Genomic DNA, 16756 nt, shown 5'->3' with positions numbered 1-16756 from the left:
GTCTTTTCATGGATGGCCCGTGACGCACAGGGCGTCGAGCCAGCCCAGCGAGACGCCATTCGCGGCGCGCAGCAGGCCCAGCAAGCCAAAGCCCAGCACCAGCACGCCGCTGGCGATGCGCACGGGGCGGCGCTGCATCTGTGTGCGCAGGCGCGTGCCCAGCAGTCCCATGCCCAGCAACGTGGGCAGGGTGCCCAGGCCGAAGGCGGCCATCGTGGCCGCGCCGCGCAATGCCGAACCTTGCATCATGGCCGTCAGCAGGGCGCTGTAGACCATGCCGCACGGCACCCAGCCCCACAGGCCGCCCACGGCCAGCGCCTTGAACGGCGTATCCATGGGCATCAGCGGTTTCAGCAGGGGACGCACGCGGCGCCAGACGACGTTGCCCGCCGCTTCCAGCCGGGCCAGGCCGCGCCAGGCATCCATCAGGTACAGGCCCAACGCCACCAGCATCAGGTTGGCCAGCCAGTAGCCGGCCACTTGCAGTGACGCCATGTGCAGCATGCCGGCGCCGGCCAGGCTGCCGGCCAGGGCGCCGGCCAGCATGTAGCTGCCTATGCGCCCGCCGTTGTAGGCCAGCACGCGCAGCACATTGGCCTGCACGGTTGTCTGCAATGCCGGGCGCGCCACGGCGATGGCGATCACGGGGCGCGCTGGCGCGGGAGCGGCACCGCCGCTGATCGACAGGGCGCCCACGATGCCGCCGCACATGCCGATGCAGTGCACGCTGCCGGCCAGGCCGACCAGGAACATGGGCACGAGGCTGAGGGCGTTCATCGGGCGGTGTTACACCGTTTTCGAGTAGCGCAGCGGCTGCACCGCGTCCGGCGCCGCGTTGGCGCGCGCCATGGTCAGGTAGCGGTCGAAAACCATGCAGATATTGCGGATCAGCAAGCGCCCTTTCGGCGTCACCGTCAGCCAGTCTTCCTCGATGACGAGCAAGCCGTCACGCGCCAGTTCGCGCAGCTTTTCCAGTTCCGTGGCGAAGTAGCTGCGGAATTTCACGGGGTGCGCCTGCTCGATGGTGGCGATCGACAATTCGAAATTGCACATCAGCATCTGGATGATGATACGGCGTAATAAATCGTCCGTATCGAGCTTGATGCCGCGCGCGATCGGCAGCACGCCTTCGTCGAGCTTTTCATAGTACGCGTCGAGCGTCTTTTCATTCTGGCTGTAGACGGCGCCGACGGAACTGATGGCCGACACGCCGCAGGCGATCAGGTCCGCTTCCGCGCGCGTGGAATAGCCCTGGAAATTGCGGTGCAAGCGGCCCTGGCGCTGCGCCACGGCCAGGTCGTCCGTCGGCTTGGCGAAATGGTCCATGCCGATGTAGACATAGCCGGCGGCGGTCAGGCGCGCGATGCACAGGCCCAGCATGGCCAGCTTGGTGGCGCTGTCGGGCATGTCGGCGTCGAGGATGCGGCGCTGCGGCTTGAACAGGTGCGGCATGTGCGCGTAGTGGTACAGGGCGATGCGGTCGGGGCTGGCGTTGATCACCTTGCGCAAGGTTTCCGTCATCGTGTCCAGGTTTTGCTTGGGCAGGCCGTAGATCAGGTCGATGCTGATCGAGCGGAAACCGGCGTCGCGCGCCGCCTGCATGATGGCCACCGTTTCCGCTTCCGGCTGGATGCGGTTGACGGCTTTTTGCACGTCCGCGTCGAAATCCTGCACGCCCAGGCTGATGCGATTAAAGCCTTGCGCACGCAGGGAAAACACGCGCTCGCGCGACACGGTGCGCGGGTCGATCTCGATCGAATATTCGCCGTCTTCATCGGCAGCGAACTCGAAATGCTGGCGCAGGTGCGCCATCAGTTCGTCCATCTGCTTTTCGCTCAGGTAGGTGGGCGTGCCGCCGCCGAAGTGCAATTGCTCGATCTGGTTCATGCCGGCAAACAGCTTGCCCTGCATGGCGATTTCCTGTTTCAGGTAGCTGAGGTAGGTGGCGGCCTTGCTGCGGTCTTTCGTGATGATCTTGTTGCAGGCGCAGTAGTAGCACAGGGTGTCGCAGAACGGCACGTGCACGTACAGCGACAGCGGACGTCGGCCGCCGCGCATGCGCAGCGCGGCCAGCGCTTCGAGGAAATTGCCGTAGCCAAAGTCGGCACTGAAACGGTCGGCGGTCGGATACGACGTGTAGCGGGGGCCGGACTGGCTCATCTTGCCGATGATGACCGGGTCGAATTCGACGACGGCGTCCAGGTCGGCGGAAGCACTGCTGAGGAGTGTAGGCATGATGTGTTTTGATGTCTTGAAAGGTTTAGGCGGCCAGGCGTTTCATGGCGGGTTTGCCGGCGTTCGCGGCGCCGCCCTTGCCGCCGGGCATGGCGACGCGGCGCGGTGGCGGCATCTTGCCGAAATTGAACAGGCTCACGGCTTGCGACAGGCTGGCTGCTTCTTCCGCCAGGCGCGTGGCGGCCGCGGCGGCTTCTTCCACCAGGGCCGCGTTCTGCTGCGTCACCTGGTCCATGTGGGCGATGGCCTGGTTGACCTGGTCGACGCCGATGCTTTGCTCGCGCGAGGCGATGGAAATTTCCTGCATGATCGCCGTCACCTGCTTGACGGAGCTGACCACCTGCTCCATGGTGGCGCCCGCGCGGTTCACCTGCAGCATGCCGGCGCCCACCTTGCCGACGGAAATTTCGATCAGTTGCTTGATGTCCTTGGCCGCCACGGACGAGCGCTGCGCCAGGTTGCGCACTTCGCCCGCCACCACGGCAAAGCCCCTGCCCTGCTCGCCGGCGCGCGCCGCTTCCACGGCCGCGTTCAGGGCCAGGATGTTGGTCTGGAAGGCGATGCCTTCGATCAGGCCGATGATGTCGACGATCTTCTTTGACGAGGTGTTGATGTCGTCCATGGTGGTGATCACTTCGGAAACGATCTCGCCGCCCTGCACCGCCACTTTCGAGGCGGCCACGGCCAGTTCATTCGCCTGCACCGAGTTGTCCGCGTTCTGTTTCACGGTCGACGAGAATTCCTCGATGCTCGACGCCGTCTCTTCAAGGCTGGCCGCCTGCGATTCCGTACGGCCCGACAGGTCCATATTGCCGACGGCGATTTGCTTGGTGGCCACGGCCATGGTTTCCACGTTGATGCGCACGTCGCGGATGGTGGCGATCAGGTTGCTGTTCATCTGTTGCAGGGCGCGCAGCAGCTGGCCCATTTCATCCGTGCTGTCCGTTTCAAAACTGCCCGACAGATCGCCGGCGGCAATGGCCCGCGCGCCGTTCAGGGCCTTGCCCAGCGGCTTGAGCACGGACATGCGCAAGGTGTACCAGAGGAAGACGTTGATCAGGAAACCGAACAGGGTGGCGCCGAAGATGGCGTAATTGGTGATCTTGCCGCCGCTGGCGAACAGGCTGATGATGCACACCAGCAGCTGCAGGCAGTTGACGATGGAGGTGGCGGCCCAGATGCGCAGGTTGAGCGACATGTGCGTCAGGTTGTGCAGCAGGTGCGCCAGGCCCGGGCGCACGATCTGGCCATGCTTGATGACGATGTTGCCGCCTTCCTTGTTGCGGATGGCCGCGTAGGCTTCCTCGGCCGCCTTGACCTGGTCCTTGTCGGCCTTCACGCGCACCGACATGTAGCCGATGGTCTTGCCCGCTTCGCGGATGGGCGTGACGTTGGCGCGCACCCAGTAAAAATCGCCGTTCTTGCAGCGGTTCTTGACCAGGCCCGTCCACGGCGTGCCGGCCTGGATCGACGCCCACAGGTCGGCAAACGCCTCGGCCGGCATGTCCGGGTGGCGCACGATGTTCTGGGGCGAACCGAGCAGCTCTGCCTCGCTGAAGCCGCTGACCTGGCTGAAGTACGGATTCACGTAGACGATATTGCCGTTCATATCCGTTTTCGACACGATGGCCTGGTCGTCCTGGACGAGGACTTCACGGTTAGTCACTGGCAAATTTTGTCGCATGGTCGCGGCTTCCTGGTCGGTTAAATGAGCAATTGGTAAGTAAGACTTGCACGATTGCAAGAATGGAGATCAGTGTAAGGAGTCGCCTGCGCAAATTTATTGATGTAGATCAAAATCCTCCAGATTGGCTCGGGTAATTTGCCGCAGCTCTCAAGCCAGTCCCATTTCGTCCCGGCAGCTTTTCGTTTATAGTGCCAAATTGGCTATTTCTTTTGCTAATTGGCACTATTTGCCTTGGCGGCTTTCTTTGGATTCAGGAGACCCATGGGTTTATTCGATTTTTTCCGCAGCCCTCCCTCGCGCGATGCCTTTGCGCAGCTCGTCCTGCGGCAGATCGTCCAGGATGGCCTGGCATCCGACAGCCGCTATGAACGGGAACAGTTTCGCATCGTGTCGGGCAGCGACGACGGGCATGTTTTCAATCTGGACAATGCCTACCGCGACTATTGCGCCGCGCCTCGCAAGCAGCGTGCACACGTCGTGCAGCACTACCTGAGCATCTACTCGGCTCCCGGCGTGCCATCCAGCTTTGCCGACGCCCGCGCCAGCCTGATGCCCGTACTGCGCAGCCGCCGGCAGGGCGACCATCTGCGCCTGCTGGCGCAGACCGAGCCGCAGCGTCCGGCATTTGCCACTGCCTGCCAGGACTTCAGCGAGGATGCGGTCGTCATGCTGGCCTACGATACGGAAGCGAATATGGCCACCATCGGCCAGGCTACGCTGGCGCAGTGGGGCGTGACGTTCGAACAGGCGCTGGCGGCGGCCATGGACAATTTGCGCGACCGCACGGCGCACAGTTTCGTCGCGTTGGGCAACGGCTTGCTGCTGGGCGACTGGAACGACGCCTATGATTCTTCGCGCCTGCTGCTGCCGGACTTGCTGTACCGCGCCTGCGAAGGCGGCGAACCGCTGGTGATGGTGCCCACGCGCGGCCGCTTCCTGCTGGCGTCGTCGCACCATGCGGCAGGACAGCTGGCCATGGTGGCTCTGGCCGATCAACTGGCGCGCGACGAGGGGCGGCAGGTCTCGACCGCCCTGTATGGCGTGCGGGACGGGAAAATCGTCGCCTGCGAACCGGCCGATGCGGCCGTCGCCACGGCGCTGCGGCGTTTCCAGACGATCGTGCGCGCCGATCTCTACAACCAGCAGAAGGAAGAGTGGGAGCAACTCAACACGAGCACGGGCGAAGATGTCTTCGTCGCCAGCTGCCTGCTGATCGAACGGCAGCCGGGCGAGCGCGTCGTTTCCGTGAGCAGCTGGGCCCGTGACGTGCATACCTTGCTGCCGCGCACCGATGTCGTGGCGCTCGAGGTGCGCGACGAGCATGGCGAGCGCAGCGGCAGCAAGCTGCTGGCGTGGGACGAGGCGCAAGCCATCGGCGGCGGCCTGATGGAGCAAATCGATTGCTACCCGGTGCGCTACCGCGTGCGCTCGTTTCCCGATGCGCAGTGCGTGGCGGCGGCGCCGGCCTGCGAGCTCTGAAGCTGGCCGCTAATCCACGCCCGCCGTCAGCGGCCGCAGGCCGCCCACGGCGTAGCCTTGCGCATAGTCGATGCCCAGCTCGCGGATGACGGCCAGGGTGGCTTCGTCTTCCACGTATTCGGCCACCGTTTGCAGGCCCATCACGTGGCCCACTTCATTGATGGCCTTGACCATGGCGCGGTTGATGGCGTTGGTGGCGATGTCGCGCACGAAGACGCCGTCGATCTTCAGATAGTCGACGGGCAGGGCCTTCAGGTAGCCGAACGAGGAAAAGCCGCTGCCGAAGTCGTCGAGCGAGAAGCGGCAGCCCATGGCCTTGAGCTGGCGCATGAACACTTGCGCCTTGGGCAGGTTGGCGATGACGGCCGTTTCCGTGATCTCAAAGCAGATCTGTTCGGGCGCAATCGCGAATTGCACGAACTGCTCGGTAATGTAGTCGTGCAAGCCCGTGTCGGCCAGCGACATGCCCGACAGGTTGACGGAATACAGGGCCGGTGCGCGGCGCCGGCTTTCGGCCAGCGCCTCGAGCGGCGGCAGGCTGTCGCGCACGCTTTCGATATGCGCGCAGACGGCGCGGATGACCCAGCGGTCGATGGGCAGCATCATGTCGTAGCGTTCGGCGGCGGGAATGAAGGCGCCGGGCAGTATCAGGTCGCCCTTGCTGTTGCGGATACGGATCAGCACTTCGTCGTGGTGTTCCTCGCGGTCGTGCAGGTGCACGATGGGCATGGCGTACAGGCGGAAATAATCGTGTGCGAACGCTTCGTTCAGACGCGAAATCCACAGCATTTCGCCGTGCCGCTGCGCCAGCATGACGTCCGATTCCTGGTAGACATGGATGCGGTTGCGGCCCTGCTCCTTGGCCAGGTAGCACGCCTGGTCGGCAGCGCTCAGCAGCTCGCTCATGGACTTGCTGTCCTGGTTGATTTCCACGATGCCGATGCTCACGCCCAGCTCGAAGCTGCGGTTATCCCAGGCGAAGCGGAAATCGCGGATGGACTGGCGCAGCTGTTCGCCGATCTGCCGCGCGTGATCGAGCGGGCAGTGGGGCAGCAGCACGCCCAGTTCGTCGCCGCCGAGGCGCGCCAGGATGTCGCTGTCGCGCATGCGCCCCTGCAGCATCTTGGCCAGCAGCTGCAGCAGCACGTCGCCGGCGCCGTGGCCGCAGGTGTCGTTGATGACCTTGAACTGGTCCAGATCCAGGTACAGCAGCGCATGTGTGTGGCCGTCCTGCTTGGCCGTGTGCAGGGCGCCGGCCACCAGATGTTCGAATTCGCGCCGGTTGATCAGGCCCGTCAGGGCGTCGTGCGTGGCTTGCCACGACAGCTGCTGGCTCAGCTTGCGTTCGTGGCTGACGTCGCGAAACACGACGACGGCACCGAGGATCTCGCCGTCGCGCGACCAGATGGGCGCGGCCGAGTCTTCCACGGCGATATGCCGCCCTTCGCGCGTGACCAGCTGCGCATGCGTGGAAATGCCGATGGCCTGGCGCTGGCGCAAGCACTTGATGGCCACGTGTTCGAGCGGCGCCCCCGTGTGTTCATCGACGAGCTTGAGGGTTTCCCAGATGTCCAGGCCCTGCGCCAGCTCGTTGCTCCAGCCCGTCAATTGCTCGGCCACCCGGTTCAGGTAGCGCGTCTTGCCCTGAGGATCGGTGGTGATGACGCCATCGCCGATGGAGCTGAGCGTCACTTCGGCCAGTTCCTTGCTTTCTGCGATCAGAAGTTCGCGCTCCATGTGCTCGGTGATATCCCAGATGATGCCCAGGGTGCGTTCGGGATGCCCGTCGGCATCCATGAAAATTTGCGCCTTGGCCGCCAGCCAATGTTCGCTGCCGTCGGGCCAGACGACGCGGTATTGCAGGGCGTAGCCTTCGCGCCGGCGCACGCCGTCCTGCAGCACGGTCATGACCTTGTCGCGGTCGCTGGCGTGCACGCAGTCGAGAAAGGCGCGAAATGGCTGCGTCAGCGCGCGTTCTTCCAGGCCCAGCAAGGCAGCGCCCTTGGCCGACCAGCTGACCGTGCCGTCGATGACCTGGCCATCGACGATGCGCGAATCCCAGATGGCCATGTGCGCCGCCTCCAGTGCCATCTGCAAACGTTTCTGCTGGTCGCCCATCATCCCCTCCCGACATGGATACGGAGATAGACGGGGCGGTGGCGTTTAAGTTCCCGGCACGTCCTGCGGTGCGAGCGGCGTGGCGCGCGCCACGTCGCGCACGTTCTTTTGCACGGCCACAGCGGCGAACAGGCTGAGTAAAAACGCCATGGCATAGAACCCTTTTTCGCTGTTTTGCAGGGTGGCGTTCCACAGGCCCACCGTCAGCAGCAGCAAGGCCAGCAGCACGGAAATCCAGCACAGGCCAAAGTAAATCCCCGTCACGGCGATGCCTTCGGCGCGGTCGCGCACGGATTTCTGCAGCGAGATGGCGGCGAACAGGCCGTACACGAGGATCGTGAAGTAATAGCCCTTCTCGTTGAGGGGCATGCTGGCGTTCCACAGGCCGGACAGGTAAGTGACGATGCCGATCAGCAATGCCGCCCAGGACGCGCCGATAAAGGCGCTGCTGGGGCGTGGGGCGGGGGAAGTCTGCATAAGGTCTCCATGGGCAGCGGGCGCCGTCGGCATGGCCGGGGCGGCAGGCACGGATGCGCCTGCCGCCTCATCAGACCAGAAAGTTTATTTGCTTGGCTTGATCATGCGCAACAAAGCGGACACGGCGGTGACGCCGGCCAGCACCAGGCCGCCGGCGATCAGGCCGGCCACCGCATTGATCAGGCTGGGCGTGACGGCGGCCAGCACGGGGCCGATGCCGGCCACGCTGCCCACCGCTTCTTCCGCATGGTGCAGCATCGCGCTGGCCCACGGCCAGCCGTGCGTCAGGATGCCGCCGCCGACCATGAACATGGCCAGCGTGCCCACGACGGACAGGAATTTCATCAGTTTCGGCGCCGCCGACACGAGCATGCGGCCCAAGCCGCGCACGCCGTCCATCAGCGCGCCTGCACCCTTGCGCGCGGACAAATAAAAGCCCGCGTCATCGAGCTTGACGATGCCGGCCACCAGGCCGTACACGCCCACCGTCATGATGATGGCAATGCCGACGACGACGGCCACCTGCTCGGCAAAGGTGGCCGCGGCCACGGTGCCCAGCGCGATGACGATGATTTCCGCCGACAAAATGAAGTCGGTGCGGATGGCGCCCTTGATCTTGTCCTTTTCCAGGGCGACGAGGTCGACCTGCGGGTCGCGCAGCGCCTGCGCCAGCTCGGCCTTGTGGCTGTCGTCCGGATGCAAATACTTGTGGGCAATCTTTTCGAAACCTTCGAAGCACAGGTAGGCGCCGCCCACCATCAGCAATGGCGTGATGGCCCACGGCGCAAACGCGCTGATGGCCAGCGCGGCGGGCACGAGGATGGCCTTGTTCTTCAGCGAACCGACGGCGACGGCCCAGACGACGGGCAGTTCGCGCTCGGCGCGCACGCCGGCCACTTGCTGCGCGTTCAGGGCCAGGTCGTCGCCGAGCACGCCGGCCGTCTTCTTGGCGGCCACCTTGGTCATCAGGGAAACGTCATCGAGGATGCTGGCGATGTCGTCGAGCAGGGCCAGCAGACTGGAGCCGGCCATCTCAGCGCGCTCCCACGGTAGCGGCAGGAAATTGTGGAGCGAGGAAAGTGTTGTTTTTCATGATGTTATTCTTGGTTGTACGGCAAGGAAGTGTGTGACTGCGATCTTACCTCAGGGAGCGCCGGCAAGGCCGCACCGACCGGGTTAAAATTGCTCATCGTCACCATTTTTTGGACACCGCATGCACTTCGCCACCTGGATCACCTTTGTCATCGCCGCTTCCATCATCGCCGTCTCGCCCGGATCGGGCGCCGTGCTGTCGATGTCGCACGGCCTGTCGTACGGGGTCAGAAAGGCCAGCGCGACGATTCTGGGCCTGCAGCTGGGGCTGCTGGTGGTGCTGGGCATCGCCGGCGCCGGCGTCGGTTCCCTGCTGCTGGCCTCGGAAGTGGCGTTCAATATCGTCAAGACGGTGGGCGCGCTGTACCTGATCTATTTGGGCCTGTCGCAATGGCGCGCCAAGGTGGCCGTCACGGGCGACCTGCATGCCGACGCCGTGGTGCCTTCCATGGGCCGGCGCGTGCTGACGGGCTTTCTGACCAACGTGACTAACCCGAAAGGCATCATTTTCATGGTGGCGGTGTTGCCGCAATTTATCAGCCCGGCAGCGCCGCTGCTGCCGCAGCTGCTGATCCTGGCCGTCACCATGTGTACGATCGATCAGATCGTCATGCACAGCTACGCCTTCCTGGCTTCCTCGATGCAGCGCTTTTTCCGCGATGCGCGCGCCGTGAAAAAGCAGAACCGCTTCTTTGGCGGCTTGCTGATAGCCGTCGGCGCGGCCCTGTTCTTCGTCAAGCGGGGCAGCCAGGCGGCAACCTGAACGAAGTCAATATGCAAACATTTGTAAGCCCGCTTGCGAGGTCCGTCGAATGCGGATGTAATCGGTGGCAATCATCCCTGTAAGTCCTGCCTGGAGCGCTGCCATGCGTCCGACCCTGACTCTCCCCTTCCTGCGCACCGTGTGCGCCGCGCTGCTGTCGTCGGCGTGCGCCTTCGCCCTGGCGCAGGACCCGCCCGCCCGCGTGGGCCGCATTTCCACCGTCGAAGGGCAAGTGCTGGTGCGCGCCGGCGATGGCGACGCGCAAAACGCCCTCTTGAACTGGCCCGTCACGACGGATAACCGCTTGAGCACCCTGCGCGGTGCGCTGGCCGAATTTCGCGTGGGCGTGGCCGCCGTGCGCCTCGATGGCGATTCCGAGTTGGAAGTGAGCGAACTCGATGACGACAGTTTCAAGCTGCACCTCAGCTATGGCACGGTCAGCGTGCGCGTGCGCAACCCGGACGCGCTGCGCGGCTTCGAGCTGACCACGGCCCAGGCCCGTGTGATCCTGACCCAGCCGGGCTGGGTGCGCATCGAGGCGGGACGCCAGCCCGGCACCAGCGTTGTCAGCGTGCTCGACGGCGCGGCCGACGTGGATGGCGCGACGGGCAGCGTGACCTTGCGTGCCGGCAAGCGCGCCGAGTTGACGGACGAAGAATTGCGCACGGGCGCCGTGCAGCGCGTGGCGTTCGACCACTGGCCCGAAGCCTTGCCCGCCGCCGCGCCGGCCTTGCGCTATGTCACGGACGATACCACCGGCTATGAAGAGCTGGACCGCTACGGCGCCTGGCAGGAAGACGCGCAATACGGCCCCCTGTGGCTGCCGAGCAGCGTGCCTGCCGGCTGGGCACCGTACAGCGACGGGCGCTGGACGTGGATCGCGCCGTGGGGCTGGACCTGGGTCGACAATGCGCCGTGGGGTTACGCGCCCTCGCACTACGGCCGCTGGGTGCTGCTGGGCCACCGCTGGGGCTGGGCGCCGGGCCGCGAGCGCGTGCGCGCGCCCTGGGCGCCGGCCCTGGTGGGCTGGGTCGGCGGCAACCATTGGCAGCAGCACGGCCAGCGGCCGGGGCCCGGTATCGGCTGGTTCCCCCTGTCGCCGCACGACCACTACGTGCCCGGCTACCGCGCCAGCGCGGACTATGAACGCCGCATCAACCGCGTGGCCGAAGGGCGCCGCCCGGTCATGGGTGAGCGGGGTGAACGCGAACGCCGTGCGGGCATGACGATGCTGCCCGGCGAGCGTTTTGGCGCCTCGCGCACGGTCGACGTGCCGCGCCGCAACCGCACCACCATGCCGCCGCCCGTCATGCAAAGCTTGCCGTTGAGCACCGCGCCTGCGCCGGCCGGCAACTGGCAGCGTCCCGTTGAGGCGCCGCGCGGCGACCGGGAGCCCCGGCGCGACTGGGGCAGCCGCCCTGGCCGTTTGCAGACGGACGACGGCCAGACGCACCTGGCGCCGCATCCCATGCAGCCGAACCGCCCGCCCGTGCCGGCCCAGCCGCAGCAGCCACCCATGCCGGCGCAGCCCGTGATGCCGGCGATGCCGGTCTTGCCACCGGTGCATGACCATGTGGCCCGTCCCGGCTGGCGTGGCGAGGAGCGGCCCCGCGCCGACTGGCCCCGCGCCGAGCGTGGCCCCCGCCGCGAAGTGCTGCAGACGGCGCCGCCGCCATCCTTGCCCGCGCCGCCGCCGGTGGCACAGCCGCGCCCTGCGCCGCCGATGCCGGCCCCTGCCGCCCGTCCGCCCCAGGAAGCGCGCAGCGCCGAGCGTCCCAATCCGCCCCGTGAACGCAACAATGAGCGCAACATTGAGCGCAACAACGAGCGCGGCGGTCCCGGCCGCAATGGCCGGATGCAGGAAGCGGAGCGCTGACGGCCGTGCCGTCTGTCGCGCCGTATCGACGTTCAAGCCGCGAAATGCGCAGTTCGTCACATACCGGAGGTAAAGCTGCCGTGGTTTGGCTACAGTACGGCCACTGCTTATCCTCCAAGTGACAGCATCGACTTTTCCGGCTATTTTGTCCAAACGAAATAGTTTTCGCCAGCTTACCCAGCTGGCTTTTTTTTTTCCGCGCCCCTGGGGCCATGGCGGCCGGCGCAGGCGCTGCCAAAGTTGGCTACAATACGCCTTTATGCAGCCGCCGCGCGATAAGCGCTGCCTGTTCTGACCGGCACTGATTGGATTTCCCATGCAAACCACCCCACCGACCGAAGTGACGATTCCTCCCAGCGAATCGCTGATCGAATACCCGAGCGATTTTCCCATCAAGATCATGGGTCCGACGCATGTCGATTTCGCGCCGACCATGCTCGAGCTGGTCATCAGCCACGATCCGACCTTCCATGTGGGCCGCATGGAAGAGCGTCCATCGGGCAAGGGCAATTACACGGGCCTGACCGTGACCGTGCGCGCCATCAGCCGCGAGCAGCTCGACGCCCTGTACATGGCGCTGTCGGGCCACCCGATGGTCAAGATCGTCATGTAAGCAAGGTGGGCGCTTCGCGTGCCTGGAAGGCGGCGATTTCTTCGTCCAGCCAGGCACGGAAGGCGTGCACGGGCCCGCGCTGCGCCGCAGCGGGCGGGCTGACCAGGTAATACGCGTCGGCGCAGGGCACCGCCATATCGAACAGGCGCACCAGCCGTCCCGCGGCCACTTCCTGCAACGCCACCACATGGCGCACCAGCGCCACGCCATCGCCATCGATGGCCGAACGGATCAGCATCGACAAATCCTCGTACAGTACGCCGCCCACGGGTTCAGCCAGCGGCAAGCCAGCCGCCGCAAGCCACGGCCGCCAAGGCTCGAGCGAGCGCAGCAAGGTCACCTGCGCCAGCGCCTCCGGCGTGGCCGGCAAGTTGCCGCCCCGGTAACGGGGGCTGCAGACCGGGTAATACACGTCGCCCATCAGCGGCTGCACCAGCAGGCCGGGATAATGGCCGCGGCCGAAGCGGATGCCCACGTCGATGCCTTCGCCTTCCAGGTCCTGCAAGGCGCCGCTCGTTTGCAGCACCACTTCGATGCCGGGATGGCGTTCGATGAAATGTCCGAGGCGCGGCGCCAGCCAGCGCGCCGCAAACGAGGGAATCGCGGTGATCGTCAGCCGCGTATTGGCAGGCGCAGGCCGCAGGGCTTGCGCCGCCGTGGCGATCTCTGTAAAAGCCTTGCCCAGCACCAGCGCGAATTGCCGCCCCTGTGGCGTGACCGTCACATGGCGGCCATTGCGCAGGAATAGCGGCAAGCCCAGCTCTTCTTCCAGCTTGCGCACCTGGTGGCTGATGGCGCCGTGCGTCAGGTGCAACTCCTCGGCCGCGCGCGAAAAATTGCCGTGGCGGGCAGCCGCCTCGAAGGCGCGCAGTGCTGAAAAATTCGGCAATCTGGACATGGCGTTTAATGTGAATAAAAGTAACTAGAACGTCGAATATAACTCGTTTTGTTAGCTTAACACGGCGCTTTATGATGAATCCTGTTCACTTATCCACAGGAACGCCCGCCATGTCCCTCATTTTGTATGTCGACCGCAACCGCATCAGTCCGTACGCCCTGTCCACCTATGTCGCCCTGAGCGAAAAGCGGCTTCCCTTCACCGTCCAGGACGTCGACCTGGACGCCGGCGCGGCGCGTCAGCCGCCGTTCAGCGCCCTGAGCCTGACGCAGCGCGTGCCCGCCATCGACCACGACGGCTTTATCCTGACGGAATCGAACGCCATCGCCGATTATCTCGACGACGTCTTTGCCGCGCCCGACTATCCTTCCGTGCTGCCGCGTGATCTGCGCCAGCGGGCACGGGCGCGGCAGGTGCAGGCCTGGCTGCGCAGCGATCTGCTGGTGCTGCGCAACGAGCGCGATTCCACCGTCGTGTTCCACCCGCCCCGCGCGGACCATGCGCCGCTGTCGCCGGCGGCACAGGCCGCTGGCGCCAAGCTGCTGCAGATCGCGGGCGAACTGGTGCAGGGCGAGCATCTGTTCGGCGCCTGGAGCATCGCCGACACGGACCTGGCCCTGATGTTGTTGCGTTTGATCAAGAGCGGCCAGCCCGTGCCGCCTGCGCTGCGCGCGTATGCGCTGGCCCAGTGGCAGCGTCCTGCCGTGCGGCAGTGGCTGGCGAACGTGCCGTTGCCGCAACTGGCTTAGTCAGCAGCCACACGAGGGCAAAGGCGCCGCTGGCCGCCGCCGTCACCCACAGCAGCGGTTTTTCGCTGCCGTCCGTGATGGCGGCGATGACGGCGCCGCAGGCGGCCGTGATGGCCATCTGCACGAAGAAGAACAGGCCCGAGGCGCTGCCTGCCCGGGCGCCATATGGCTGCAGCACGGCCAGCTGGCAGGCGGGAATCGCCATGCCCACCGACACCATCACCAGCAGCATGGGCGCCACCAGCGACGCCACGTGCCGCGGCGCCAACGTACCCGCCAGCAACAAACTGGCCGCCCCCGCCACATTCAGCAGCACAGCCACGCCCAGCATGTGGTCGGCGCCCAGGCGCGGGCCCAGCGCGCGGAACAGGCTCGACCCCGCGATATAGCCGCTCACCGTCAGCCCGAACACCAGCGCATACGCGCCAGGCGACAGCTGCATGCCCCTTTGCAACAGCACGGACGATTCCGCGATGAAGGGGAAATACGTGCAATACACACAGCCGATGGCCAGCGCATAGCGCAGGAAATATCTGTCGCCCAGCAGGCGGCAGTACAGCGCCAGGGTATTGCCCTGTGGTACGACGCTGGCCGGCTTGGTTTCCGGCACCCAGGCGGCGATCAGCCACAGCGACAGCGCACCCAGCAGGCACAGCACGCCAAACACAGCGCGCCAGCCGAGCGCCGCGTCGAGCACGCTGCCGGCCAGCGGCGCCAGGATCGGCGACAAACCCATCGCCATCGATATTCTGCCCAGCATGCGCGCCTGCGTGGCGGGGTCGAAGCGGTCGCGCACCATGACCCGGCCGATGATGGTGCCGCTGCAGCCGCCGAACGCCTGCAGCACGCGCGCGGCGATCAGCATGTGCACATCGCTGGTGAAGGTGCAGACGATGCTGGCGAGCACAAAAATGCCCGTGCCGGCCAGCAACACGGGACGGCGTCCGTAGCGGTCGGCCAGCGGCCCGCAGGCGAGCATCGAGGCGGCGGAGCCGGCCATGAACAGGCTCAGGGTCAGTTGTAACTGGGCATCGCTGGCATGCAGGGCGTCGGCCATGGCCGGCAGCGAAGGGAGATAGATGTCGATGCTGATGCGCGACAGGCAGACCAGCAGCAGCACAATGCCGCCCCAGGCCCATAAAGCGATGTGTTTCTGCATTGTTTTATACGATCCTTGCAAGGGTGCGCCCCGCTGGCGCACCGGAACGGTGAGAGTAGGTTGGTTGTGGTGTAATGCGAAGTGCCACTCATCAGAAAACTCATTGGACCACTTGGACGATCATCATGCCGCGAGGAAAATCACCGCACGCCCTGGACTTGCCTCGTCCCACCAGCTGGCTCGACAAGGCGGGCGTCAACAAGCAGGATGGCGCGTATGAAGCGCTGCGCTCGGCCATCCTGACGAAGATGCTGCCGGCGGGCAGCCGGCTGCCATCGAGCCGCACCCTGGCCGAACGGTGGGAGTTGTCGCGCGGCACCATCGAAACCGTGTTCGACCGCCTGCACGCGGAAGCGTATGTGACGCGCGTGCCCGGTTCCGGCACGCGCGTGTGCGCCGTGGTGCCGGAACGCTTTCTGATGGCAGGCTTCGGCGATACCGCCCCGGCCGCGCCAGCCAGCGTGCCCGCGCCTGCCCCGGACACGGGCGTGCGCGACGGCTTGCCCTTCGTGGCGCGGCGTGCCGACGCCAGCCTGTTTCCCATGGCTGCCTGGTCCAAGTGCGCCACGCGGGCGCTGGCGGCCGCCACGCCGGAGCAGCTGTGCAGCGCCGATCCGGCTGGCTTGCCCCAGCTGCGCCAGCAGATCGCCGACTTCCTCGCCAAGTACCGCGGCATCCGCTGCGACCCGCAAGACATTGTCGTTACCACCGGCATCCGCCACGCGATCGACTTGCTGGCGCGCGGCATCGTGCGCGATGGCGACAAGGTGTGCCTGGAAGAACCGGGCTATCCGGCTGCGCGCGCCCTGTTCGCCCTGGCCGGCGCCGTGCCCGTGGATATTGCCGTCGATGCCGGGGGCATCGATTGCGCCGCCCTGGCCGCGCACACGGACGCCTGCCTCGCCTATGTGACGCCGGCGCACCAGTCGCCGCTGGGCGTGACCATGTCCGTCACGCGCCGCCTGGCCTTGCTGGAATGGGCGAACGACAGCGGCGCCTGGGTGGTGGAAGACGATTACGACAGCGAATTCAATTACCACAGCGCGCCGCTGGCGGCCCTGAAGGCACTGGACCAGTACCAGCGCGTGATTTATTGCGGCAGTTTCAACAAGACCCTGTTTGCCGGCCTGCGCGTGGGCTTCATGGTGCTGCCGCCCGCCTTGCGCCCGCAGCTGCTGCGCATCGTGCAATTGACGGGCAGGTCCGTGGGCGTGACGGAACAGCTGGCGCTGGCCGCCTGGATGGAGGAAGGCGCTTTCGTGCGCCATCTGCGCCAGGCGCGGCTGGCCTACAAGGAGCGGCGCGACCTGCTGCTGGCCTGCCTCGAGCAGACGGCGCCCGGGCGCTACACGATTTCCGGCCAGCAAGCGGGTTTTCATTGCGTGCTGTGGCTGCCGCCCGATGGCGACGAACGGGCGTTTTGCGCGCGCGCAGCGCAGGACGGGCTGGCGCTGCAGCCGCTCGGTGACTTTTGCCACAGCGCCAGGCTGGCGCCGGCCGTGCTGCTCGGTTACACGGCCCTGAGCCTGGCCCAGGTGCGCCACGCTGCACAAAAATTGGGCAGATTGCTGTTGTCGCCGGCGCCCGCGGCTGAATGAAACGGCGGCCTG

14 protein-coding genes are annotated in these 16756 nt (G+C 65.8%); 6 read left to right on the top strand and 8 right to left on the bottom strand.

What is annotated here, in order from left to right; genetic code table 11:
- Positions 1-6: 6 nt before the first annotated feature.
- Genes D9M09_RS26630 through D9M09_RS26620 form a run of 3 tightly spaced genes read right to left on the bottom strand, consistent with a single transcriptional unit; the run spans position 7 to position 3919 of the window.
- A complete protein-coding gene (locus tag D9M09_RS26630; protein ID WP_121670760.1) occupies positions 7-777 on the bottom strand; it encodes a sulfite exporter TauE/SafE family protein in 771 nt (256 codons plus the stop codon).
- A gap of 9 nt (positions 778-786) precedes the next feature.
- A complete protein-coding gene (gene hemN / locus D9M09_RS26625) occupies positions 787-2235 on the bottom strand; it encodes an oxygen-independent coproporphyrinogen III oxidase (RefSeq protein ID WP_099408217.1) in 1449 nt (482 codons plus the stop codon).
- Between the two features lie 25 nt (positions 2236-2260).
- Positions 2261-3919: a methyl-accepting chemotaxis protein gene (locus D9M09_RS26620; protein WP_070223242.1), complete on the bottom strand. Its 1659-nt coding sequence runs from the start codon at positions 3917-3919 to the stop codon at positions 2261-2263.
- A gap of 264 nt (positions 3920-4183) precedes the next feature.
- Between D9M09_RS26620 and D9M09_RS26615 the strand changes: the two genes are divergently transcribed.
- A complete protein-coding gene (locus D9M09_RS26615; protein ID WP_121670759.1) occupies positions 4184-5401 on the top strand; it encodes a hypothetical protein in 1218 nt (405 codons plus the stop codon).
- 9 nt (positions 5402-5410) lie between these two features.
- Here the strand turns inward: D9M09_RS26615 and D9M09_RS26610 are convergent, their stop codons facing one another.
- The 3 genes from D9M09_RS26610 to D9M09_RS26600 all read right to left on the bottom strand — a co-directional run bounded on the left by D9M09_RS26610 (position 5411) and on the right by D9M09_RS26600 (position 9028).
- Positions 5411-7492, bottom strand: a complete 2082-nt coding sequence (locus D9M09_RS26610) for an EAL domain-containing protein (RefSeq protein ID WP_227742158.1) — start codon at positions 7490-7492, stop codon at positions 5411-5413.
- 72 nt (positions 7493-7564) lie between these two features.
- Positions 7565-7996 (bottom strand): inner membrane protein YiaA, encoded by a 432-nt coding sequence (gene yiaA / locus D9M09_RS26605; protein ID WP_121670758.1) that lies wholly within the window; start codon positions 7994-7996, stop codon positions 7565-7567.
- An 84-nt stretch (positions 7997-8080) separates the two neighbouring features.
- The gene (locus tag D9M09_RS26600; protein WP_121670757.1) at positions 8081-9028 is read right to left on the bottom strand and encodes a DUF808 domain-containing protein; all 948 of its coding nucleotides are present in this window, start codon (positions 9026-9028) and stop codon (positions 8081-8083) included.
- 181 nt (positions 9029-9209) lie between these two features.
- Between D9M09_RS26600 and D9M09_RS26595 the strand changes: the two genes are divergently transcribed.
- From D9M09_RS26595 to D9M09_RS26585, 3 genes are all read left to right on the top strand, one after another.
- The gene (locus D9M09_RS26595) at positions 9210-9851 is read left to right on the top strand and encodes a LysE family transporter (RefSeq protein ID WP_121670756.1); all 642 of its coding nucleotides are present in this window, start codon (positions 9210-9212) and stop codon (positions 9849-9851) included.
- 103 nt (positions 9852-9954) lie between these two features.
- Positions 9955-11727, top strand: a complete 1773-nt coding sequence (locus D9M09_RS26590; RefSeq protein WP_121670755.1) for a DUF6600 domain-containing protein — start codon at positions 9955-9957, stop codon at positions 11725-11727.
- Between the two features lie 316 nt (positions 11728-12043).
- Positions 12044-12340, top strand: coding sequence for a DUF493 family protein (locus D9M09_RS26585; RefSeq protein WP_070223235.1), 297 nt, complete (start codon positions 12044-12046; stop codon positions 12338-12340).
- Here D9M09_RS26585 and gcvA read toward each other — a convergent pair.
- Positions 12333-13238: a transcriptional regulator GcvA gene (gcvA, locus tag D9M09_RS26580; protein WP_070223233.1), complete on the bottom strand. Its 906-nt coding sequence runs from the start codon at positions 13236-13238 to the stop codon at positions 12333-12335. The genes D9M09_RS26585 and gcvA overlap by 8 nt on opposite strands.
- Positions 13239-13348: 110 nt before the next feature.
- On the opposite strand from gcvA, the gene yfcF reads away from it, so the two are divergent.
- Positions 13349-13987: a glutathione transferase gene (gene yfcF, locus D9M09_RS26575; RefSeq protein WP_121670754.1), complete on the top strand. Its 639-nt coding sequence runs from the start codon at positions 13349-13351 to the stop codon at positions 13985-13987.
- Here the strand turns inward: yfcF and D9M09_RS26570 are convergent.
- A complete protein-coding gene (locus D9M09_RS26570; protein WP_121670753.1) occupies positions 13875-15146 on the bottom strand; it encodes a multidrug effflux MFS transporter in 1272 nt (423 codons plus the stop codon). The genes yfcF and D9M09_RS26570 overlap by 113 nt on opposite strands.
- Positions 15147-15271: 125 nt before the next feature.
- Here D9M09_RS26570 and D9M09_RS26565 point away from each other — a divergent pair, with 125 nt between their 5' ends.
- Positions 15272-16744, top strand: a complete 1473-nt coding sequence (locus D9M09_RS26565; protein ID WP_121670752.1) for a PLP-dependent aminotransferase family protein — start codon at positions 15272-15274, stop codon at positions 16742-16744.
- Positions 16745-16756 lie beyond the last annotated feature (12 nt).

The sequence above is a fragment of the Janthinobacterium agaricidamnosum genome, assembly GCF_003667705.1.
Lineage (GTDB): Bacteria > Pseudomonadota > Gammaproteobacteria > Burkholderiales > Burkholderiaceae_D > Janthinobacterium.
Note: the sequence above shows the minus strand (reverse complement) of the source record. Positions and strands in the feature narration are given on the sequence as shown.